A 21,534-nucleotide genomic window follows, 5' to 3' on the forward strand; every position below is an offset into this window, starting at 1 on the left:
TAGCCGCCTCAAGCAGTTTCGCCGCGTGGCCACGCGCTATGACAAGTTGGATGCCCATTTTCTGGCCTTTGTTCATCTTGCCGCAACCGTACTCTGGCTGCGTGACTGTTAACACTTCCTAGACACCCGCAGAAAGTAGTTTTTCTGACTCATGCACACAGAAAGAGGCCCGCTCTGCATTTTACTGCGAAGCGGGCCTCTTTCTGTATTCTCGAGCTGGGTCCAGGCTAGTTGTAGCCCACGCCTTTTTTCGACTTCACGTCAGCCACAAAATCCTTTACCCGCTGCTCCTCGGTGCGCTTGCAGATGAGCAGCACGTTATCATACTCGGCCACGATGTAGCCCTCCAGGCCCTGTACTACTACTAGGCGCTCGGAGGGGGTTTTGATAACGCACTCCTTGGTGTCGTAGAGCAGGGCATTGCCGTCCACCACGTTTTCGTCGGCATCGTGGTGGCCCATGCGGTGCAGGGAGTCCCAGGTGCCCAGGTCGCTCCACCCAAAATCGGCGGGCAGCACGTACACGTTGTCGGCCTTCTCCATCACCCCGTAATCGATGCTGATGTTGCGGCACTGGCTGTAGGCACGGGCAATGAAAGCCTCTTCCTGCGGAGTACCTAGCTGGTTTTCGCCCTCGTCGAACACTTCAGCAATGTCGGAGAGGTAATGATGAAAAGCTTTAATGATGGCATCGGCCCGCCACACAAACAGGCCGGAGTTCCAGAGGAAGTCGCCGCTGGACACGAACATTTTAGCCAGCTCCAGATTAGGCTTTTCGGTGAAGGTTTTCACCTTGCGCAGGTCCTTCGGGAAGGTCCCATCCTCGTGGCCGGGCATCGTTTGCACATCCTGCGGCCGTACCACTTCATCCAGAAACTGAATGTAGCCGTAGCCGGTATCGGGGCGGGAAGGCTGAATGCCCAGGGTAATAAGCACATCATGGGTGCGGGCACCGTGCAGGGCCGTCCGAATGGCTTCGCGGAAGTTTTCCTCGTGCATCACGGCGTGGTCGGCGGGCGTCACTACTATCACGGCTTCCGGGTCGCGCTGGGCAATGCGGTAGCTGGCGTAGGCAATGCACGGGGCAGTGTTGCGGCCAATGGGTTCGCCCAAAATCTGGTCGGCTCCCAACTCCGGTAGGTGCTGGTGGACCAGTTCCATATAGTCGCGGTTGGTTACCACAAACACGTTTTCTGGCGGGCAGATACCTCGGAATCGGTCAACGGTCAGCTGCAACATAGACCGCCCGAGGCCGAGCACATCATGAAACTGTTTGGGATGATGAGTACGACTGAAGGGCCAGAAGCGGCTCCCAATGCCGCCGGCCATTACAACGAGATACGTGTGTTGTTCCATCGGCGCCGAACCAGGGGTTCGTTGTTGGAGAGAGAAAAGGAGAGTAACGAGAGCGTGCGGAGTAAGTGGCTTAACAGTTCCAGAACTACTTTATCCAAGGTACAGAAGTACTACCTACTATTCGTCCGCTAGAGCAATAATACTGTATTCAGAAATTTATAGCACAATTCCCGAAAAATATTTAACTAAATACTTACACAAGTCCTTCCCGCAGCAAATCGTGCAAATGAATGAAGCCGCTGAACCGGCCTTGGTCCAACACCACCAACTGCGTGATATTGCGCTCCTGCATGCGGGCCAACGCCTCCATAGCAAAATCATCAACCTCAATAGTCACGGGTGAGGGCGTGAGAATATCCTGCGCCCGCACGCTTTCCAGGCGGCCTTCGTAGGCAGTAAGCATGCGGCGGATGTCACCGTCGGTGATAATGCCCACCAGCTTGCCCCCATCGGCCAGCACGGCCGTGGCGCCCAGGCGCTTGCCGGATATTTCCAGAATCACATCTTTCAGCGGGGCCGTGTCGGCTACCTGGGGCTGCTGGTTCTGGCGGCTCAGGTCACCCACTTTCAGGTAGAGCTGCTTGCCCAAGGTGCCGCCGGGGTGGAGGCGGGCAAAATCCTGGCGGGTAAACTCCCGGCTTTCCAGCAGGCACACGGCCAGCGCATCGCCCAGGGCCATAGCGGCGGTGGTGCTGGTGGTGGGCGCTAAGTTGTTAGGGCAGGCCTCACGCTCCACTGGGGCGTGGAGCACATAGTCGGCCTGCACCCCCAGGTAAGAGTCGGCCTTGCTGACCAGGGCCGCCAGCGGCACGCCCTTGCGTTTGAGCAACGGCACCAGCACCTTTATTTCGGGCGTATCGCCGGATTTGCTGATGGCAATGACAAAATCTCCGGGCTGAATCATGCCCAAATCACCGTGAATGGCATCGGCGGCGTGCATAAACAGGGCGGGCGTACCCGTGGAGTTCAGCGTAGCCACCATTTTGCCGGCAATGTGGGCGCTCTTGCCAATGCCCGTTACCACTACCCGGCCGCGCAAAGAGAGTATTGCCTCTACGCATTGTGCAAAATCGGGGGTGCGGCTAATGGCCTCAGCCACCCCCTGAATTGCGTCAGCTTCCTGCTGAAGCACTTTTTTTGCAAGATTGTTGAGTTCGTTCTGTGGTTTCAATCTAAATTTGATATTGTATATCGGGAGCTGGACTGTAGCGGCAAAATTTGGTTAAGGCCGAATTCTTTCACTTAACTCCCTAGTACCGAATACCTAAAATCCCTAGATTGAGTACGCAACACCGGTGTGCTGCTTCGCCAATCTGCCAACCCAACTGAGTAAGAGAGGATGTCCATGCCAGCCGTGAAACAACAAGTGCAGCAAGAGGCTGATTTGAAAGGCAAGTTAAAGGAAGTTTTTGGGTACGGTCAGTTCCGCGGCGTGCAGGAAGACATCATCCAGAACGTAATTGCCGGCAACAATACCTTCGTGATTATGCCCACCGGGGCCGGTAAGAGCCTGTGCTACCAGCTGCCCGCCCTTGTGCTGCCCGGTACGGCCATCGTCATTTCGCCCCTTATTGCCCTGATGAAAAATCAGGTGGACCAGCTCAACGCTTTTGGGGTAAATGCCCAGTTTCTGAACTCGACGCTGTCGAAATCAGAAATGAACCGGGTGAAGAAGGACGTGATTAGCGGGGAAGTGAAGCTGCTGTACGTGGCGCCCGAAAGCCTGACCAAGGACGAAACGATTGAGTTTCTGAACAAGGCCGTCATCAGCTTTGTGGCTATTGATGAAGCCCACTGCATTTCGGAGTGGGGCCACGACTTCCGGCCGGAGTACCGCAAAATCCGCAGCATCATTGACGGGCTGGGTGTGCAGGTGCCCATTATTGCCCTCACGGCCACGGCTACGCCCAAAGTGCAGCAGGACATCCAGAAGAACCTGCAGATGGATGAGGCCTCGGTATTCAAGACCTCCTTCAACCGCACCAACCTGTATTACGAGGTACGGCCCAAGCACAACACCAAAAAGCAGCTGATTCAGTACGTGAAGCAGCGCAAGGGCCTGGCCGGTATTGTGTACTGCCTGAGCCGCAAGAAGGTGGAGGAAATTGCCGAGCTGCTGAAGGTGAATGACGTGCGGGCCCTGCCCTACCACGCCGGCCTCGACCCCCACGTGCGCATGGCCAACCAAGACGCTTTCCTGAACGAAGAGGCCGATGTAATTGTAGCCACCATTGCCTTCGGCATGGGCATCGACAAGCCCGACGTGCGCTTTGTAATCCACTTCGATACGCCCAAAAGCATTGAGGGCTACTACCAGGAAACCGGCCGCGGCGGCCGCGACGGCCTGGATGGGGACTGCCTGATGTTCTATAGCTACGATGATATTGTAAAGCTGGAGAAGTTTAACAAAGACAAGCCGGTAACGGAGCGCGACAACAGCAAGCTGCTACTGCAGGAAATGGCCAACTACGCCGACTCCGCCGTGTGCCGGCGCAAGCAGCTGCTGCACTACTTCGGGGAGCATTTTGAGAAAGACTGCGGCTTCTGCGACAACTGTAAGCACCCCAAGGAGCGGTTTGAGGGCAAAAACGAGGTGGTAAATGCTCTGAAGGCCGTCGTGCAGACCGATGAGCGGTTCGGCCTCGACCACATTGGCACCGTGCTCATGGGCATGAATAGCCCCCACGTAGAAAGCTACGGCCACGACAAGCTGCCCGTGTATGGCCAGGGCAAAGACCACGATGCGCAGTTCTGGCACTCACTCTTGCGCCAGACCTTGCTGAGTGGTTACTTGGAAAAGGACATTGAGAACTTTGGCGTAGTGAAAATTACCGCCAAGGGTATTGACTTCATTGAGAATCCGCATTCCATCAAGCTCACCAAGGACCATAACTACGAGGAAGAGGTGAAAGAAGAACAGGAACAGGAAGAAGTCCAGCAGGCAGCCGGCCACGACGAGGCCCTGTTTGAGATGCTGAAGGCGCTCCGCCGGAAGGTGGCGCAGCAAAAGAACCTGCCGCCCTACGTGCTGTTTCAGGACCCAAGCCTGAAGGAAATGGCCACGACCTTCCCCACCAAGTTGGAGGATTTGTCGCACGTATCGGGGGTGGGCCAGGGCAAGGCGCAGAAGTTCGGGCAGCCTTTCCTCGACCTGATCAAGAAGTACGTAGAAGACAACGACATTATGACGGCCGCCGACGTGGTGGTAAAATCGGCCGTCAACAAGTCGAAAATCAAGATTTACATCATCCAGCAGATTGACAAAAAGATGGACCTGGAGGAAATTGCTTCCACCAAGGGCATTGATATGCGGGAGTTGATGGAGGAGATTGAGCACATCTGCTATTCGGGCACCAAGCTCAACCTGGATTACTACATCAACGGGGTGCTGGATGAGGAGCGACAGGATGAAATCTATGATTACTTCATGACGGCCCAGACCGATAACATTGCGGTGGCCCTCAAAGAGCTTGGCACCGACGACTACACCGAGGAAGATTTGCGCCTGATGCGCATCAAATTTCTGAGCGAAGTAGCGAACTAACAAGTCAAAGAGAAGAGTAAAGGCCCTGTGCTCATCATAAGCACAGGGCCTTTACTCTTCCCTTTGACTTGTCCTCACAGCCACAAATGGTAAACGTGCTCCTCATGGATGCGCTCAAAGCCCTCCCGCTCGTAAAAGCGGCAGGCACCCTTGTTGTCGAGCTGGGTGGCAACCTGTATTTCGGGCAGCTGCCAGGCGTGAGCGTAGTGCAGTGCCGCCGCTACCAGTTGCTTGCCAATGCCTTCGCCCCGGTGCTCGTGCTGCACAGCCAATAGGCCAATGATGGCGTGGGTGGTCTGGTAGCCGAGCGTAATCAGCCCAAGCGCATCGGGTGAGGTAAGCGGGTGATACACGAGCACTTGCCGGGCCGTTTGGCCGGTTACACTGCTCCGGATCCAGTGCTCATAGAGCCGCTCATACACCCCCGCCTGAAATACCGGGTCGACGCGGAAGCGGGAATGGTGGCCACTTTGCCGGGCCAAATCCAGCAGACGTGGGGTAAGCTCCTCGGTGGGCAGAATGTTGGTGGCCACTGGCGGCGGTACGGCCGGTACAGGCCGGGCATACCGGGCTTTACGGTCAGTGAGCTGAATACCAAGCGCCCGGGCGCTGGCCGCCGATACAGTATCTGTGGGCTCAACAAACCAATAAACCAGCCGCCAGCCGTCCTCCCGGGCCAGCTGGATTACTTCGCGTAACTGCTCTTCCGTAAAGCGCCGGCCTTTTAAACGGCCCACCGGAAACCCGAAAAACTGACTGTCCCATGGCAAGGACTGTACCCCGTATTCCATCAAAATAGACATAAACTGGCCATTATAGCTGAGCCCAAAAGAAAAACCGTCTGTAGCTCAGCGCTACAGACGGTTAAACGACTCAAGTAAAGAAAAAGCCAATTAATTAGCAATATTCTTCAAAAGCACCTTGCAGGTTGTTAACGATACGCATCAGGTCGTTGCCTTCGATGTGGTAACGCTCAATCATGTGCACCAGCTCGCCATCTTTGAACAGCGCAATGCAGGGGCTGCTGGGCGGATAGGGCAGCATATGCTCCCGAGCTTTGGCTACGGCTTCGGTTTCCATGCCGGCAAACACGGTTACCAGTTTGAGAGGCTTCTTATCGGAACTGGAAACGGCCATTTTCAGGGCCGGCCGGGCTTTGGCGGCGGCGCAGCCGCACACCGAGTTTACGGCTACCAGCACGGTTCCGCTCTGGTCATTAAGGACGGTGTCAACCTCCTCGGGGGTCATGAGCTGCTCGAAACCGGCCTCTACGAGGTCCTGACGAATCGGGGCTACCATGTATTCGGGATACGTGGCCATAGGTGAAAGCTAGGCTTTAGGATGAACTACTACCGGGGCGAACTGCCCAACGGCGGTACAAAATTACGCAACTGCGGCCGCACTGCCACGGTTGGCGTATAGAACCCCGGGCCGGGGTTGGAAGTTTAAGGGTGAGCTGCTTTTTTAGGACTAATGAATCTGTTGCCTCATGACGTACACCGACTTCCTTTCCTCGCAAACCCAGCCTGAGCCCCCAGCCGGCCTTTCCCCCCTGTTGGAGGCCCTGTGGTATGCCGGCCGCGACGAGTGGCACCGGGCCCACAATATTGCGCAGGATAATGAGCACGACCCACTGCACAACTGGCTGCACGCTTTTTTGCACCGCCAGGAAGGCGACGCGGGCAACGCCGCCTATTGGTACCGCCGGGCCAACCGGCCAGTGGCTACGGGCTCCTTGCGCCGCGAATGGGAGGAAATGGTGCGTAGCCAACTCCTGGCCTAAGTACTAGCGGTTAAGTAGGGGCTTCTATTTCATCTTGCTATAATTCAATAATAACACATTTAACACGCTCATTTACTGCCTATTCGGCAAATAAAATTATATTTATCCCGCGCCTCTGAAACCGGCGGGACAGCATGAACCAGACGTATATTTTCTCTATTGGCCTGCTGCTGAGCTCAATTACGGCGCAGGCGCAGGTAGATACGGTGCGGGCCTCCACCCTGCCCCCGGCCCAGCAAGCTGAGAAACTCTATAACAGCGGCGTAGCTAAGTATAACCAGAAGAGCTACCGCGCGGCCCTGCAGGATTTTGACAAGGCCCTGGCCGCTAAGCCCGATTTTGCCCGGGCCTACTACAACCGCGCCGCCGTCCGCTACGAGTTGAAGGAGTACCCGATGGCCGTGCAGGACTACGACCAGGCCATTAAGCTCGACCCGAATACGTTTACCTCCTACTTCGGGCGGGCCCAGGCCCGGGAGGCGCTGAAGCAACCCGCCGAGGCGGAGCAGGACTACGGCAAAGCCGCCGAGCTAAAGGCTGATTATGCCCCGGCCTGGTACTACCGCGGGGCCCTCCGCTTCGAAAAGACCGACTACCAGGCCGCCAAAACTGATTTTGATGCCGCCATCAAGGCCGACCCCGCCTACGCCTACGCCTGGCACGACCGGGGCAGCGCCCAGCGCCAACTGGGCAACCTGCCCGCCGCCATTCAAGATTATACCCAGGCCCTGAAGCTGCAGCCCGAACTGCTGCCGGCGCTGCTGAACCGCGCCGCGACCCGCCGCCGCGCCGGCGACCTGAAAGGCGCTCTGCAGGATTACAACGACTACCTACGCCAGAAGCAGGACAACGCCCTGGCCTACACCAACCGCGGCAGTACCCGCTACGAGCAGGGCGACTATAAGGGTGCGGTGGAAGACCTCAGCAAAGCCATTGAGCTGGATGGGCAGTACGCCTTTGCCTGGAACAACCGCGCCGCCGCTTACCTCAAGCTGGAAGACTACAAAAAGGCCGAAGCTGACGCCAGCAAGGCCATCGGCCTGAGTGCGCAGTACGCCGAGGCCTACCTCAACCGGGGCCATGCCCGCGAAATGCTGCGCAACCCCGACGCCGCCTGCCAAGACTGGCGCAAAGCCGCCGAGCTAGGCCTGGAAGTGGGCAACACCCACGCCGCCAATGCCGGCTGCAGCGCGGCAGAGTAAGAAGTAGCCCGCTTCTTGGTGAATGAAGAACGTCATGCAGAGGCGCAGCCGAAGCATCTCGCTCGTGAGTAATCAGATTACGAATACAACGTCAGCACGCGAGATGCTTCGGCTGCGCTTCTGCATGACGACCTTCTACGACTTCCTTCCTATGCACAAATACCTATTCGCCTCCCTGCTGCTTCTGAGTGCCCCGGCCACTATGCTGGCCCAGAGCGTGGAGTTCAGCAAAGACCGGTTCGGCAACGACAAGGAAGGGCTGAAAGCGGCGCTCAAGGAAATCAAGCTCGGCGACGAAGCCTACGACCTGGACCCGCCGCGCTACGAGCAGGCATTGCCCCACTACCTGGCCGCCCAGAAGTTCAACCCCAACAACGCCCAGCTCAACTTCAAAATCGGGGAGAGTTACCTGCATTCCGGCTTCAAGCCCCGGGCGCTGGAGTATTTGCAGAAAGCCTACCAGCTCAACCCCGACGTGGACCCGCGTATTCATTACGCGCTGGGCCGGGGCCTGCACCTGAACGGGAAGTGGGACGAAGCCATTGCCGAGTACAAGCGTGCCACGCCCGCCACCGGCACCAAAAACTCGGCTGGCTTCACGCAAGACATCCAGAAGAAAATCCGGGAGTGCGAAAACGGCCGAAAGCTGGCCGCCAAGCCTAACCGCGTGTTCATCGACAATGCCGGCCCGGGCGTGAACTCGCCCTACCCCGAGTACGGCCCGGTAATTACCGCCGACGAATCCGTTATCCTGTTTACCTCGCGCCGGCCGGGCTCCACGGGCGACCAGAAGGACCCTGAAACCGGCGGCTTCATGGAGGATATTTACACCAGCACCCGCACCACCAAAGGCAGCTGGGTGGATGCCCGCAACCTGGGCGAAGGCGTGAACACCGAGGGCCACGACGCCACCGTGGGCCTCTCGCCCGACGGGCAGCGCCTGCTAGTGTACATGGAGGACAACGGCGGCGACCTGCACGAGGCCAACCTGCGGGGGGCCGAGTGGCGCAAACCGCAAAAGCTAGGTTCTCGCATCAATACCAGGTCCCACGAGTCGTCGGCGGCCTACACGCCGGACGGGCGCAGCCTCTACTTCGTGACCGATAAGGAAGGCGGCCTGGGCCAGCGCGACATCTACAAAATTGAGATGGAAGGCCGCGGCCAGGCTGTCAATCTGGGCTCCGTTATTAATACTCAGTACGGCGAGGAAGGCGTATTCCTGCACCCCGATGGCAAGACGATGTACTTCAGCTCGGAGGGACACAACTCCATGGGCGGCTACGACATCTTCAAATCGGTGTTTGAGAATGGCAAGTGGAGCACCCCGGAAAACCTGGGCTGGCCCATCAACACCCCCGACGACGACGTGTTCTTTGTAATATCTGCCTCGGGCCGCCACGGCTACTACTCCTCCTTCCGGGATGACGGGCTAGGCTCCAAGGACATCTACCAGATTACCTTTCTGGGCCCCGAAAAGCCCCCCGTGCTCAGCCAGGAAGACCAACTGCTGGCCTCCCGCGCGCAGCCGGTGAAGGAAACCCTGCTGGCCCCGCCGGTGGCTATTGTAGCCGCCCAGGTAACCATTTTGAAGGGTATCGTGACGGATGAGGCCAGCAAGCAGCCTATTGAAGCCACCATTGATGTAATAGACAACTCCCTCAACCAGACTATTGCCTCTTTCCAGAGCAACGGGCAGTCGGGCCGCTACTTGGTGTCGTTGCCCTCGGGCGTGAACTACGGCATTGTGGTGCGCAAGGACGGCTACCTGTTCCACTCCGAAAACTTCGATTTGCCGGCCAAAGCGGCGTACTCGGAAGTGGTGAAGGATATTGCCCTCAAGAAGCTGGACGTGGGCGTGAAGGTGGTGCTCAACAACATCTTCTTCGACTTCGACAAAGCCACGCTGCGCAAGGAAAGCACCAACGAGCTGGAGCGCCTCCAGAAGCTGCTGGTAGAAACGCCCGCCCTGCGCCTCGAAATTTCGGGCCACACCGATAACGTGGGCAAAGCTGAATACAACAAGGACCTTTCGCAGCGCCGCGCCAAAGCCGTAGTCGATTACCTTGTGGCCAAAGGTATCGACAAGGGCCGCCTGACCTTCGCCGGCTACGGCGACACCCAGCCGGTGGCCTCCAACGCCTCCAAAACCGGCCGGCAGCTAAATCGACGGACGGAGTTTAAGGTGACGGGCAAGTAAGAGCTAAGTTTCGCGCAGGGTCTCGCAGTGGGGGGCGCAGGGTTTCGCAGGGTCGTTCAACTACCACCGCGAAACCCTGCGCCCCCCACTGCGAGACCCTGCGCGAAAAATACTGGGCTTAACGCCAAAACGCCTACTTCCACCGAGAAATAGCCCGGGCTGCACTGCCGGCCTGTATCTTGCCCATTGTGATACGCCGTCTGCTGCTCCTGTTCTGCCTGTTTGCGCACCTCGCCGCTGCCCAGCGCCTGCCCCAGCGGCAGTTTCTGAAGCAGTTCGGGGCCGCCGAGGGGTTGCAGCAGCCGTTCATCTATGCCCTGGCGCAAGATAAAGCCGGCTACCTCTGGATTGGCACCGCCGAGGGCCTGGTGCGGTTTGATGGCACCACGTTCCAGACGTTCACCACTCACGAGGGGCTGGCCGAGGACTTCGTAACCCGGCTCAGCCTGGATGCGGGCACTGGGCAGCTGTGGGTAGGGCATTACCAAGGTGGCATATCGGTAAGCCAGGGCAGCCGCTTTCGGTCCGCCGATTCTACTGGTGGCAAACGGTTCCGGTTTAAAGGCCTGCCCGCCCCCGATACAGCCGCCATTGGCCGCTTCCGTCGCCGGTTCCACCCCGCCCTGCCCCCCGATGCCGTCATCAATGCTTTGCTACGTGATGCTGAGGGTAATTTCTGGCTGGGCACGGCCGGCCAGGGTTTGTGGCGGCTGACGGATGCACACGTAGCACTATTTCCTTCCACTATTCCATTTTCCGCCTTAGCTGATAATGGACATGGCATTATCACGGCTGGTACCGCTACTGGAGAGCTTATCAGGATATCGACAACGCGCAATAGTCTTTCGCTAAGAAGCTTAAAAGCCGCTGGCAAATCGGGAGCTATAACCGCTTTGCTACCCGACAGAAGTGGCTTAGATTGGCTACAGTATGGCACTGAATATGGGGGCGTTGGCACTTATGTAGATGCATTGCCGCCACTTAAGCAGTTGCATATCAAATATCAGTTGATGATGGACGCATCTATTCCGTCCGATCTTCACATCACAGCCCTGGCGGGTAGTCCGGATGGCGTATTGTGTGTGGGCACATTGGGGGAGGGAATATTTATCCCGGGAGCAGGCAGAATGCACAGATTAACCACGGCTACCGGATTACCTCACAACGATATATATGCCATTCTACCCGACCGGCAGGGCCGGGTGTGGTTTGCCACCCACGGCACCGGCCTGGCCGTGCAGGAAGCCAACGGAGAAATTAAGATTTACCGCTTGCTGCCCGGCGGCGTGGATGCTACCGCCCTGGCCCAGGATGCCGCCGGCCGCGTTTGGATTGGTACCGAGGGCGACGGGTTGTTCTGCTACGCCAATGGCCGGTTCCGGCAGTTTACTACCCAGAACAGCGGCCTCGCCAGCAACTACTGCTACGGGTTGCAAGTCACGCCGGCTGGCCTTCTGGTGCAGCACCGCAATAGTATTTCGCTGGGCCAGGACCTATTGTTTGCGCCGCTTTCCCCCCCCAACAATCCGCTCATCCAGGAGTTGGTGCCCAACGCCACTGCCCAATTGGCGGCCCCCGATTCGGCCGTGCTGGTGGCAGCGCGTAGTGGCTTGGTACGGGTTCGGCTGCCGCAGCGGCTACCAGCTACTGCCGTTGCAGTTTCCCTCACGGGCGTAGAAGTTGACGGCCAACCGCAGCCTGCGGGCCCGTTGCCGGAACTGTCGGCCCACCCCCACCGGCTCACGTGGTTTTTTCGGGTGGCCAGTCTGGCTCCGGCTGGCACTTGGCAGTATCAGTACCGTTTGCGGGGCTTCCAAGAAGACTGGAGTCGGCCCGCTACAACTGGAGAAGCCGATTTTCCGCGCCTGGATGCCGGCAACTATATCTTGGAGGTGCGGGCCCGCCGCGGCAGTGAAGGCACCTGGTCAGCCCCGATTACCGCCAGCTTCAGCATTGCCACGCCGTTTTGGCGCACGTGGTGGTTTGCGGCGCTGGCCGCGGCAACGGGTATCGGGCTGGCGTACGCCGCCGTACGCGCCCGCACCGCCACCCTGCGCCGCCAGAAGCTGCAGCTGGAAACCACCGTGCGCGAGCGGACCGCCGAGCTACGGCACCAAAAAGCGGAAATCGAGCACATCAACGCCGATTTGGTAGTGGCGCGGGATGCCGCTGAAGCCTCCCGCCGGGCCAAGGCCCAGTTTCTGGCCAACATGAGTCACGAAATCCGCACGCCCATGAATGCGGTAATTGGCCTAACTCACCTGCTACGCAACACATCCGTCAACGGGGAGCAGCGGGAGTTTTTGGAAGCCATTCAGTCGTCCTCGAACAATCTGCTGGTCATCATCAACGACATCCTCGACTCCTCCAAGATAGAGGCCGGCAAGCTCACCCTGGAACAGGCCCCGCTACTGCTGCCGGAGCTGGTAGAGCGCGTGGGCCGCATGTTCCAGTTTGCCACTGAAGCCAAGGGCCTCTATTTCCACACCAGAATTGACCCGGCCGTGCCCGCCGCCATCCTCGGCGACGTGGTGCGCCTGAACCAGGTACTGGTAAATCTGGTGGGCAACGCCGTAAAGTTCACCACCAGCGGGGGCGTTACCCTGCGACTGAGTGCGCAGCCCGCCACCGACGACGCGCCGGAAATACTCCGTTTCGGCGTGCAGGATACGGGTATCGGTATTGCCGCCAATAAGCTGGACGCCATTTTCGAGGATTTCTCTCAAGCCAACGCCAGCACCACCCGGCAGTTTGGCGGCACCGGCCTGGGGCTGAGCATTGCCCGTAACTTGGTGCAGCTGCATGGCGGCCGACTATGGGTGGAAAGCCAGGAAGGCGCGGGCTCTACGTTCTGGTTTGAGATTCCCTGCCTACCCGTTGCGGCCTCCACCGTACGCACCGAGACGACCGGGCCACTGCTTGCTTTCGAGCCGCCGCTACGGGTGCTGGTTGCCGAGGATAACGACCTGAACCAACTGGTAGCCCGCAAAACCCTGGAGGCCTGGAACGTGCAGGTTACTATTGCCGCCAACGGCCGCTTGGCGGTGGAAGCCGCCCGGCAGCAGCCCTTCGACGCTGTCTTGCTCGATATTCAAATGCCCGAAATGGATGGTTATGAGGCCGCCCGGCAACTGCGCAGCCTCTTCCCGGATGCAACTGCTCTGCCGCTCATTGGGCTCACGGCTTCGGCCCTGCCCGAAGACCGGATATTGGCCTTGGAAGCCGGCATGAACGATACACTGGCCAAGCCCTTCGACCCGGCCGTGCTCTATGCCCGACTAGCCTATTTCACTGGCCGCACCTTGCCCCCCGCAGCACCTGGTATGGCTCCCGCAACGCGCCGGCCCGCAAGCCAGGGGCCTGCTGTACCTGAAGTTTCTACTCTACTTTCAGCAACACCAGCCCAGCCCGATTGGAGTTTACTGGAGGAGCTAGCAGGCGGAAACGAGGTTTTTGTGCAGCAGATAGTGCGCACCTTCCTGGAGCAGGCCCCACCGCTGGCCGATGAGTTGCAACGGACATCGGGGGCTACCTTAGGCCGGGTTGCGCACAAGCTTAAAGGTCAGGTAGCTTATTTTGGGCTTGATGCCTTGACTGATCAGCTGGAATACCTGGAGGAGCAAGCCAAACGTTCGGATCTGACCTTACCGGATAACATGCCTGCGGCAGCTCAACAAATTCATCTGCAGCTCCTTGCTCTCTACCCAATTTTACGGCAACGGCTGCCGCAAGCTCCGCCGAAACAATAGGCTTTTTTCGGGTTAGCCTGTACCTTTGGCATTATGGCTGAAACTTCTGCTCCGCTCCGCTGCCTCGTTGTTGACGACGACCCACTGGCAATTCAGATTGTGGAAAACTGCGTGAGCAATACGCCGTTTTTGCACCATGTAGCCAGCTGCGAAAGTGCTGTTGCCGCCGCCGAAATTCTGCGTCAGCAACCCATCGACGTGCTGTTTCTGGATGTGGAGATGCCTCTGATGTCGGGCCTGGATTTATTGCGCACCCTGCAGGACCCGCCTCTGGTAGTGCTCATTACCAGCAATAAGGGCTACGCGGTAGAGGCATTTGAGCATGATGTGCTGGATTACATTGTAAAGCCCATCAGCTACGCCCGGTTCCTGAAAGCGGCGCAAAAAGCCTTGGAAACCGTGCAAGCCCACAGTACCGAGTCGGATGCCATTGAGGCCACCCAAAACCCGGAGTTTACCTTCGTAAAAGTGGATAGCCGCCTGGTGAAGGTTCTCTTTGACGAGATACGCTACGTGGAGGCCCTGGGCGACTACGTGCACATCGTGACGGGCCAGAGCAAGCTCATCGTGTATAGCACTATGCGGGCCGTGGAGGAAAAGTTTCCCGCCTCCTTATTTGTGCGGGTACACCGCTCCTTCATCGTTAACCTGAAGCGCGTGCAAACCATCGAAGACAACACCATTATTCTCGATAATAAGCACATTCCCATTGGCCAGACCTATCTGCGGGAGGTATTTCAGCGCCTGAACAAGTTTTAAGGCTTCGTACGTTGCGCTCCATGTCATCTTGCAGTTTGCCCTCCTGGCTGCGCAGCCTGCGCGTGTTGTGCAGCCTGCTGCTGCTGGCAAGCCGGGCAGTAGCCCAGCAGGCCGGCGATACGCTCAGCGCAGACTGCCCCCGGCCACGCATTATGGAAATGTGCGTGGAGCTGGATGCCCGCCGCGCCGTTGATCCCGGGGCCGGGCCGCTCACCTTCCGCTGGACCATGGGCGACGGCACCCAGCTTACCGGCCCGGTAATACAGCACTGCTACCAACAGCGCAAAAGCTACACCATTCAGCTTGATGTGGTAGAGGAAGCCACGGGTGAGGTACGCACTGCCGAGAAGCTTATTCCGGTTGACTTCACCAAAGAAATTGTGCTCAACTTTCGAGCTGTTGACACTGTGCGCGTTGGCCAAGCCGTTACGTTCGATGCCGTGGATTCTCAGCTGCCTTTGTGCAAGAACGTGGTAGTGCTCTGGGATTTCCGGGACGGCTACGTTACCAATGGCCCGCAAGTGCAGCACGCCTTCCGGCGCCCGGGCCAGTACGCCGTACGCATGAGCCTGCGCGGCAATGGCCCCGACGCCTGCCCCAGCAGTCACTGCGTGAGTCGCACCGTGGTGGTGATACCCTGACACGCACCGAAACGAGCGGAACGCTAAACGGAGGCATTAGCCTACCCAGCACCTGTTGACCAAACAGGCTTAGATTCGGCCTACGTCCGGTTCCGCTCGGCGTGCTCAATGGCCGCCTGCTCCATCTGGTTTTGCCGCAGAATACCCAGCGTCAGCTCCCACAAATCCTCATAGGGAATGATTTCGATTTCTCCGTAGGCCTCGCCTGGCTGCGGGGCGGCTTTCAACCGTTCCAGCAGCGGGGCCGCTTTCTTTTCGCACACGGCCAGCACAAAATTTTGCTTTACCGTCATCAGCAGCATTCGGAAAAACAGTTGACTGCGTAGAGTAGCCGGGTCGCGGAGGTGGCGCTGCTCGTACTTGCGCAGTCCTTCCAGACGGGCCAGCAACCCTTCAATGTCGCGGCGGCGCAGGAAATGCAGGAATTGGAGTATCAGAATGGCCACATTGTAGCCCTGCTTATCCCGGCTGTAGTCCGGTACAGTTTGCACAAACTGGGTGAAGTAGCGCATTTTCACCGGCGACTGTTCCGGCTGCACAAACTGTATGTAGGCCTCATATAGCTCCCAGCGTTGCTGGGCGGCCACGCGCTGTTTTCGGTAGTAGGGGTTTTTGCGGGCTTGCTGCAGCAGCTCAAACGCCTGCCCGTACTGCTTGGCATGAACAGCCAGCAGCAAGTACGTTTCCAGGAAGTAAAACCAGTTACCCGAGGAATAATGAAAATCCTTGAAGTACTCTTCAGCCAGCGCTAAGCCCTGCTCCGCTTTGCGGCAGCGCAAGTGCGCGTACACGCTCATGTAGTTGTTAAAGCGTTTATCGAAGCGCTTGTCGTTGATTTTGCCCTGCTTGCGCGCCTTCTCCGTGACGGAGGTTATCTTGATTATCTCCTCATAGTTACCCACTAACTCTTCCTTGGAAAGGCGGGTAACATACAGGAAGTGAAAGGTATTGTAGCTCTTTACCTTCTTATGAATCTGCTCGAGTTTATGCTGGTAAACCGGCATCTGGTGTAACAAAAACTTCCGCGACCTTACCTTGTGGTTGAGGGCCATCTTGATATCGGCGTACAGCACTTCCGCCTCTTCCTCCAGCGCAAGTTGCGCTTGATAAGCAGCCAACTGCTTGATAATCTTCTTATACTTGGCTGGCTGCCGCATCTCGGCATACATTCTCCGCAGAAAACGAGCACCAAACACGCTGTACGCAGTAAATTCAGCGTCCTCCGCTACGCGAATAAACTTGCGAAACAGTTTTTCCGCCATTTTGTATTCGCCCTCCCCCGCCAGAATCTTAGCTTGGTGTAGTAAACCCAGACACTGTTGCTCATAGCGCCTAGAGGCAACGTGGCGCGGGTCCGTCTGATCCAGAAAATACAGATGGTTCAACAGCTTTTGCTGTACTCTCGACTTCAGCTTCCGGTACGTAGTCTGCGTTTTGGCATCAGTTTTACCATACAGATTCTTTACTAATTGGATCTGGGTTATGACTCCGGAGCTGTCCAGCAACCGTACTAGTTGCAAATCTTTTTGCGCAGAGCTTTTATCCGAGAAGTCCAGAAACGGTAGAACTGACTGCCGTCTATCTGTCACAATTCGCACTAACGTTGTCAATTCATCCATAAAAACACGGTAGCAAGTGGCTTTCGAAGCAATATATTGAATTAATAGTGTAGGATTTTCTATGTCACAATTTTGGCTGGATATGCCTTTACTTGTTGCGTGTTCCCCCTTGATATTTGTAGCTGTGTAGGTATGGCTTTTATGCTATCATATGTCACAAATACACCACATGTTGTCCAGCAATTTATGTGTGTATTTCAGCTCTATTTTCAATAAAGCACTATTTCTCTCTTTTTACCTTAGCTACTTACGCCCTAAATACAGGTCACGTTTACACCCTGTATTTCCTTTACCTGGGCTGGTTTGGACTTCACCTTTGTGTCATTCAATCATCTGACACACAAATATTTCCAAGCCATGTTAGAGCTCATCACCATCGCCCTGTTGCAGTTTGCCAGCTTCTCCTTTGATGCAACTGGCACTTCCTCATCTGCAGCAACTGGCTCCGGCTCCTCTACTACTTGCGCAGTTGATCATGGCGTGGGTGGCTGGGGCGACGACCATGCCGCAGCTTACCATGGGGTAGGTGGTTGGGGCGACGACCATTAGGCTACTGCCCCTGGTGTATGTATAAAACGTGGTAACTTGCCCGGACTCACGTCTTACGCGGTTATCCGTTCATGCAGCAGCTTTTCGCTAGGGTATATCTGGTTGTTTTGGCAGGCGTGCTGCTTACGGCCTGCACGTCGCCAGCCTCCTCCCCTAACTCGGGCACAGTGCGCATCCGCTGGGCCCGCGACCCGGAGAACCTGGACCCGTTGATCGTCAGCAACGCCAGCGCTTATGAAGTAGCCAACCTCACGCACTGCAGCTTGCTGATGGGGCGGGAATCGGTTCACGATTTTGTACCCTGGCTGGCCGAGGAGTTTCCAACTGTGCAACGGCCCAATGACTCTTTGCTGCTGGTTACCTACCGTATCCGGCCAGAGGCGACCTGGGATAATGGCTCACCGGTGCTGGCCCACGATGTGGCCCTCACGCTTAAGGTAATGAACTGTCCGGGGCTGCCTATTGAGAAGGACCAAGCCGTATACGGGTTCATCCGGGACATACAGCTGGACTCCGCTGATGCCCGCCGGTTTACGCTGGTGTGCCAGGGCCAGTCGCCGGAACACATTCGTACCTCCGGCGACTTCTCGATTTTGCCGGAGTACATACTAGACCCCAAGAAACAACTGCGGGCAGTGCCGCTACCAGCCATGCTGCGCGCCCCCATTTTGCCGGCAGTACAAGCGCTGGCCCAGCGTTACCAGGCTTTGCAGGTGGCACGGCATCCAGAAAACGTACCAGGGTGTGGCCCTTATACCGTAACGGCGTGGCAAAGCAACCGCTACCTCACGCTTAGCCGGAAGAAGAGGTGGTGGGCGGATGCGTTGGCACCTGCACCAGCGCAGTTGCAGGCCTACCCTACCAAACTCGTTTATCAGGTTATCCCGGATGCCGCTACGGCAACACTGGCCCTGCGCCGGGGTGATGTGGACGTGTTTGCTCTGATGCCCGCCGCAGAATTTGCGCGGCTGCAGCAGTCAGCGGAGGACCAGAAGCGCTTGAATTTTTATACGGCCGACTCCTACGAATTTGCTACGGCCAGCTTTAATGTGCAGCAACCCATGTTCCGGGATGCGGCTACCCGGCGGGCTCTGGGCCTGCTATTCGATGTGCCGGCCCTGATCAAGGCAACCCAACAGGGCGGGGCCCTGCCCAGTGCCGGCCTTATCAGCCCACGCATAAAGCCGTACTACAACGACAGCCTGCCGTTGCCCACTTTTGCGCCAAAACAGGCCGTTACCTTGCTGCAGCAAGCGGGCTGGCAGCGCGGGGCCACCGGTCAGTGGACGCGCCCAAGCAAAACGGGCGCGGCTGAGTTGCTGCGTTTCGGTATCAGTTACCGAGCCGGTGAACCTACCTTCGAGACCATAGCGCTACAGTTCAGGGCGGCAGCAGAAAAAATTGGAATTGTAGTGGAGCTGCGGCCCACTGAGCAGTCGGTATTGAGCCGGCAGTTGCGCGAGGGAACAGCCGAAATGTCCATCCGCAACTTCTCAGGAAACCCCTTTTCGTACGATTTCACTTCTTTGCTGCACTCCCGTGGTATCGGTGCCGATAATACCACCCGCTTCTCTACCCCACTCACCGACCGGCTGATTGAGCAGATTACCAGCACGGAAGACGCCACCCGGAAAACCCGGCTGTTACGGAAATTTCAACGGGTAATGGCCCAGGAAGTCCCGTTTAAGGTGCTTTATTTTCTGCAGTATCGGATAGCCGCGGCCCGCTCCATCGGGCAGGTGCCGGTTTCAGGCCTCAAACCGGGCTACGAAGCGGCCCGGATTCGGCCCGTACAAACCGCTCAATAACCTCTGTATGCGAGGGCAGGCGTTGCTGTGGCACATGGCCCGGGCGGCCGGAGCGACGTGGCTGATTGTATCCGTCCTGTTTCTACTTAGCCACGCCACTATTGACCCCGAAAGCCAACTTCGGGACACGTTGGAAAACGCCACCCACCCGAGCGAAGCGGGGCAACGGGCTGCGGCTACGCAACAACTGCTACATCGGTACGGGCTCGATACTCCCCTCTTTTACACTACGTGGCACCCGCAAGTGGGCTGGCAATGGCATGGGGGCCAAAACCAATATCATGCCTGGCTTACCCAACTGGCCCACGGTAACTTGGGGTATTCCTATCAGGCTGATGCTCCCGTGGCCGAACTCCTGGCCCAAGCCCTGCACTACACCTTACCCCTGACGCTGCTGGCGGCTCTGCTTAGCGTAAGTGCGGCAGTGGGCCTGACGGTTGTTCTGAGTTACCGCCCTGTGGGCCGCCGCTGGTTTCTGCGTTTGGCGCACACGCTGCAAAGTCTGCCGCTGTTTTTATTGGCCCTTGGGTTATTGCTGCTGTTCGCCAATCCTGATGCGCTAAGCTGGTTTCCGGCGTTCGGGCTGAGTTCGACGGCGGCAGCAGAGGCGTGGCAGCAGCCTGGGATTATGCTCTACCAGCTCACTTTGCCGGTAGCAAGCCTGGTGCTGAGTAGTTTCCCGGCATTGGCTATTCAGTTGGATGGGGCTCTGCAACAGGAGTTCACGCAGCCCTACACCGCCACAGCCCGGGCCAAAGGGGCCTCACAGGCGCGCACGGCTTGGCGGCACGCCCTACGTAACGCATTGCTCCCCCTGGTAACCTTGCTTACCGAGCTACTGCCCAGCATTGTGGCTGGCTCCGTGGTAGTTGAAGTTATATTTGCCCTACCGGGCATGGGCCGCCTGATTGCCGATGCAGCCCTACAGCAGGATTTCCCGGTATTATTGGGGGGCGTTGGCCTGGTGGCATTCGTTCGGTTGGTAGCTCAATTCATGGCCGATATACTTTATTCCGTCCTCGACCCTCGTTTCCGGATAGCCGCATGATATATGCGGCGCTACTCCGAAAGCATTGGGCGGCAATTGGCTGGCTGGCTCTGGTTGTGCTGGCGGCGCTATCAGCCCCCACTGCTTCCCCCACCCCCGATTTAGCCAACGTTAACCAGCCGCCCTTTCACGCTTTGCATTGGCTGGGCACTACCCCCCAGGGGCTCGATGTAGGCCTGAGCCTATGGCAAGGTGCGCGCACTGTGCTGCTGGTCAGTCTTCCGGCTTCCATACTTACGCTACTGCTGGGCGCTGCATTGGGCGGGGCCGCCGGCTACTGGGGCAATACCAAGTGGCGGGTCGGCCGGCTGAAGTTGGTGGGCGTTGGTATTACTCTGCTCTTGGCCGTTGCCGCACTTTTTTACGTTCCGGTTTCCTGGCTCTGGCTTGGGGGGCCGCTACTTTTAGGGGGTAGTTGGCTGCTGGGCCGTAACCACCACGGCGCTACCTGGCCAATTCCTGTGGATAGTATTGTTATGGCACTGATTGCCCTGCTCAACTCCATTCCGTTGCTTGTGCTGGTGGTGGCTACGGCGGCAGTGCGGCCACCTTCGGTAGGTGGAGTAGTAGCCCTACTGAGTTTGACCTGCTGGCCCGTGCCGGCCCGCCTGATGCGTGGGGCTACCCTGCAAAGCAGTAAGCAGCCTTACCTGGAAGCGGCTTGGGCAGCTGGTATTCCTACTCACCGCATTTTGTGGCGTCACATTGGGCCTAATACGCTGCCCGTTTTGCTGGTGCGCTTTCCGTTGACAGTGGCCATTCTGATCGGGCTCGAAACAACTTTGTCCTTCCTCGGAGTAGGTCTGCCGGCTGATACCCCAAGTTGGGGACGCCTGTTAGCCACTGTCCGTCAGGCACCTACTAACTGGTGGCTGATTGTGTGCCCGGGCTTGGCTGTTGTCGGTACGGTACTGAGTCTGCAACGTTTATCATCTCCCCCTAAAGGCCCCTCTCATGTCACATAACCCACCTATTTCTAACATTCATATTATTTCGTGAATTACACCTAACTACATAACAAACTACTATTCAAGACTATAATCATTAGTCATACGGTAATATCTATTCACAAGACTATTATTTCATCCGTAATTACATGTCACGTTTATAGCAGAAGTGTCCTTTACAAGCCTTAGTAACTGCCTTAATATTGTCATAAGGAACGGCAAGCGAGGAACTCCCAAGCAGCTTAGTACTTCTTCTACAACTGTTTTGCCAGTTTAGGCTAACAGTGCACCCCGGCTAATTGAGCCATCTGGTGAGCTAGAGTCGTTTTCGGA

General features: G+C 57.4%; 16 protein-coding genes and 1 pseudogene. 12 read left to right on the forward strand and 5 right to left on the reverse strand.

The genetic code is table 11. From position 1 onward, the window contains the following. A pseudogene (locus ROI90_RS02280) lies at positions 1 to 112 on the forward strand (IS5/IS1182 family transposase); the annotation flags it as partial. 115 nt (positions 113 to 227) lie between these two features. Here ROI90_RS02280 and ROI90_RS02285 read toward each other — a convergent pair. Together ROI90_RS02285 and ROI90_RS02290 are read right to left on the reverse strand one after the other, a co-directional pair. Continuing rightward, on the reverse strand, positions 228 to 1,355 hold the full coding sequence (locus tag ROI90_RS02285) for a mannose-1-phosphate guanylyltransferase (protein ID WP_315996729.1): 1,128 nt from the start codon (positions 1,353 to 1,355) through the stop codon (positions 228 to 230). A gap of 193 nt (positions 1,356 to 1,548) precedes the next feature. Beyond that, the gene (locus tag ROI90_RS02290; RefSeq protein ID WP_380229027.1) at positions 1,549 to 2,526 is read right to left on the reverse strand and encodes a KpsF/GutQ family sugar-phosphate isomerase; all 978 of its coding nucleotides are present in this window, start codon (positions 2,524 to 2,526) and stop codon (positions 1,549 to 1,551) included. Positions 2,527 to 2,700: 174 nt separating this feature from the next. On the opposite strand from ROI90_RS02290, the gene recQ reads away from it, so the two are divergent. Beyond that, complete coding sequence (recQ, locus tag ROI90_RS02295; RefSeq protein WP_380229379.1) at positions 2,701 to 4,899, forward strand: DNA helicase RecQ; 2,199 nt, start codon at positions 2,701 to 2,703, stop codon at positions 4,897 to 4,899. A 74-nt stretch (positions 4,900 to 4,973) separates the two neighbouring features. Here recQ and ROI90_RS02300 read toward each other — a convergent pair whose 3' ends face one another. Continuing rightward, positions 4,974 to 5,702 (reverse strand): GNAT family N-acetyltransferase, encoded by a 729-nt coding sequence (locus ROI90_RS02300; protein ID WP_315996732.1) that lies wholly within the window; start codon positions 5,700 to 5,702, stop codon positions 4,974 to 4,976. A gap of 94 nt (positions 5,703 to 5,796) precedes the next feature. Continuing rightward, the gene (locus ROI90_RS02305; protein ID WP_315996733.1) at positions 5,797 to 6,219 is read right to left on the reverse strand and encodes a BrxA/BrxB family bacilliredoxin; all 423 of its coding nucleotides are present in this window, start codon (positions 6,217 to 6,219) and stop codon (positions 5,797 to 5,799) included. Between the two features lie 169 nt (positions 6,220 to 6,388). Here ROI90_RS02305 and ROI90_RS02310 point away from each other — a divergent pair, with 169 nt between their 5' ends. From ROI90_RS02310 to ROI90_RS02335, 6 genes are all read left to right on the forward strand, one after another. Beyond that, on the forward strand, positions 6,389 to 6,682 hold the full coding sequence (locus ROI90_RS02310) for a hypothetical protein (protein ID WP_315996734.1): 294 nt from the start codon (positions 6,389 to 6,391) through the stop codon (positions 6,680 to 6,682). A gap of 134 nt (positions 6,683 to 6,816) precedes the next feature. After that, the gene (locus tag ROI90_RS02315) at positions 6,817 to 7,884 is read left to right on the forward strand and encodes a tetratricopeptide repeat protein (protein ID WP_315996735.1); all 1,068 of its coding nucleotides are present in this window, start codon (positions 6,817 to 6,819) and stop codon (positions 7,882 to 7,884) included. A 151-nt stretch (positions 7,885 to 8,035) separates the two neighbouring features. Continuing rightward, positions 8,036 to 10,081, forward strand: a complete 2,046-nt coding sequence (locus ROI90_RS02320) for an OmpA family protein (protein ID WP_315996736.1) — start codon at positions 8,036 to 8,038, stop codon at positions 10,079 to 10,081. 188 nt (positions 10,082 to 10,269) lie between these two features. Next, a complete protein-coding gene (locus ROI90_RS02325) occupies positions 10,270 to 13,830 on the forward strand; it encodes a hybrid sensor histidine kinase/response regulator (protein WP_315996737.1) in 3,561 nt (1,186 codons plus the stop codon). Positions 13,831 to 13,863: 33 nt separating this feature from the next. After that, positions 13,864 to 14,589 (forward strand): LytR/AlgR family response regulator transcription factor, encoded by a 726-nt coding sequence (locus ROI90_RS02330; protein WP_315996738.1) that lies wholly within the window; start codon positions 13,864 to 13,866, stop codon positions 14,587 to 14,589. A 20-nt stretch (positions 14,590 to 14,609) separates the two neighbouring features. Then, positions 14,610 to 15,230 carry a PKD domain-containing protein gene (locus tag ROI90_RS02335; protein WP_315996739.1) on the forward strand — a complete coding sequence of 207 codons (621 nt, stop codon included), beginning with the start codon at positions 14,610 to 14,612 and terminating at the stop codon, positions 15,228 to 15,230. Between the two features lie 80 nt (positions 15,231 to 15,310). On the opposite strand, the gene ROI90_RS02340 is transcribed toward ROI90_RS02335, so the two are convergent. Then, positions 15,311 to 16,399, reverse strand: a complete 1,089-nt coding sequence (locus ROI90_RS02340) for a phospholipase D-like domain-containing protein (RefSeq protein WP_315996740.1) — start codon at positions 16,397 to 16,399, stop codon at positions 15,311 to 15,313. An 807-nt stretch (positions 16,400 to 17,206) separates the two neighbouring features. Here ROI90_RS02340 and ROI90_RS02345 point away from each other — a divergent pair. From ROI90_RS02345 to ROI90_RS02360, 4 genes are all read left to right on the forward strand, one after another. Next, complete coding sequence (locus ROI90_RS02345; protein WP_315996741.1) at positions 17,207 to 17,398, forward strand: hypothetical protein; 192 nt, start codon at positions 17,207 to 17,209, stop codon at positions 17,396 to 17,398. A 71-nt stretch (positions 17,399 to 17,469) separates the two neighbouring features. Beyond that, positions 17,470 to 19,206, forward strand: coding sequence for an ABC transporter substrate-binding protein (locus ROI90_RS02350; RefSeq protein ID WP_315996742.1), 1,737 nt, complete (start codon positions 17,470 to 17,472; stop codon positions 19,204 to 19,206). Positions 19,207 to 19,213: 7 nt separating this feature from the next. Next, positions 19,214 to 20,254, forward strand: a complete 1,041-nt coding sequence (locus tag ROI90_RS02355) for an ABC transporter permease (protein ID WP_315996743.1) — start codon at positions 19,214 to 19,216, stop codon at positions 20,252 to 20,254. Then, positions 20,251 to 21,219 (forward strand): ABC transporter permease, encoded by a 969-nt coding sequence (locus ROI90_RS02360; RefSeq protein ID WP_315996744.1) that lies wholly within the window; start codon positions 20,251 to 20,253, stop codon positions 21,217 to 21,219. Before ROI90_RS02355 ends, ROI90_RS02360 begins: the two co-directional genes overlap by 4 nt. The last annotated feature ends 315 nt before the right edge of the window (positions 21,220 to 21,534 follow it).

The organism is Hymenobacter endophyticus (assembly GCF_032464715.1).
Classification (GTDB): domain Bacteria; phylum Bacteroidota; class Bacteroidia; order Cytophagales; family Hymenobacteraceae; genus Hymenobacter; species Hymenobacter endophyticus.

Bases quoted from the DNA above. Each gene is read 5' to 3' on its own strand.
- ROI90_RS02300 (WP_315996732.1), bottom strand. From the start codon at position 5,702: ATGTCTATTTTGATGGAATACGGGGTACAGTCCTTGCCATGGGACAGT.
- ROI90_RS02285 (WP_315996729.1), bottom strand. From the start codon at position 1,355: ATGGAACAACACACGTATCTCGTTGTAATGGCCGGCGGCATTGGGAGC.
- ROI90_RS02320 (WP_315996736.1), top strand. From the start codon at position 8,036: ATGCACAAATACCTATTCGCCTCCCTGCTGCTTCTGAGTGCCCCGGCC.
- ROI90_RS02335 (WP_315996739.1), top strand. From the start codon at position 14,610: ATGTCATCTTGCAGTTTGCCCTCCTGGCTGCGCAGCCTGCGCGTGTTG.
- ROI90_RS02340 (WP_315996740.1), bottom strand. From the start codon at position 16,399: ATGTATGCCGAGATGCGGCAGCCAGCCAAGTATAAGAAGATTATCAAG.
- ROI90_RS02355 (WP_315996743.1), top strand. From the start codon at position 19,214: ATGCGAGGGCAGGCGTTGCTGTGGCACATGGCCCGGGCGGCCGGAGCG.
- ROI90_RS02350 (WP_315996742.1), top strand. From the start codon at position 17,470: ATGCAGCAGCTTTTCGCTAGGGTATATCTGGTTGTTTTGGCAGGCGTG.
- ROI90_RS02360 (WP_315996744.1), top strand. From the start codon at position 20,251: ATGATATATGCGGCGCTACTCCGAAAGCATTGGGCGGCAATTGGCTGG.
- recQ (WP_380229379.1), top strand. From the start codon at position 2,701: ATGCCAGCCGTGAAACAACAAGTGCAGCAAGAGGCTGATTTGAAAGGC.
- ROI90_RS02310 (WP_315996734.1), top strand. From the start codon at position 6,389: ATGACGTACACCGACTTCCTTTCCTCGCAAACCCAGCCTGAGCCCCCA.
- ROI90_RS02305 (WP_315996733.1), bottom strand. From the start codon at position 6,219: ATGGCCACGTATCCCGAATACATGGTAGCCCCGATTCGTCAGGACCTC.
- ROI90_RS02345 (WP_315996741.1), top strand. From the start codon at position 17,207: ATGTTAGAGCTCATCACCATCGCCCTGTTGCAGTTTGCCAGCTTCTCC.
- ROI90_RS02315 (WP_315996735.1), top strand. From the start codon at position 6,817: ATGAACCAGACGTATATTTTCTCTATTGGCCTGCTGCTGAGCTCAATT.
- ROI90_RS02330 (WP_315996738.1), top strand. From the start codon at position 13,864: ATGGCTGAAACTTCTGCTCCGCTCCGCTGCCTCGTTGTTGACGACGAC.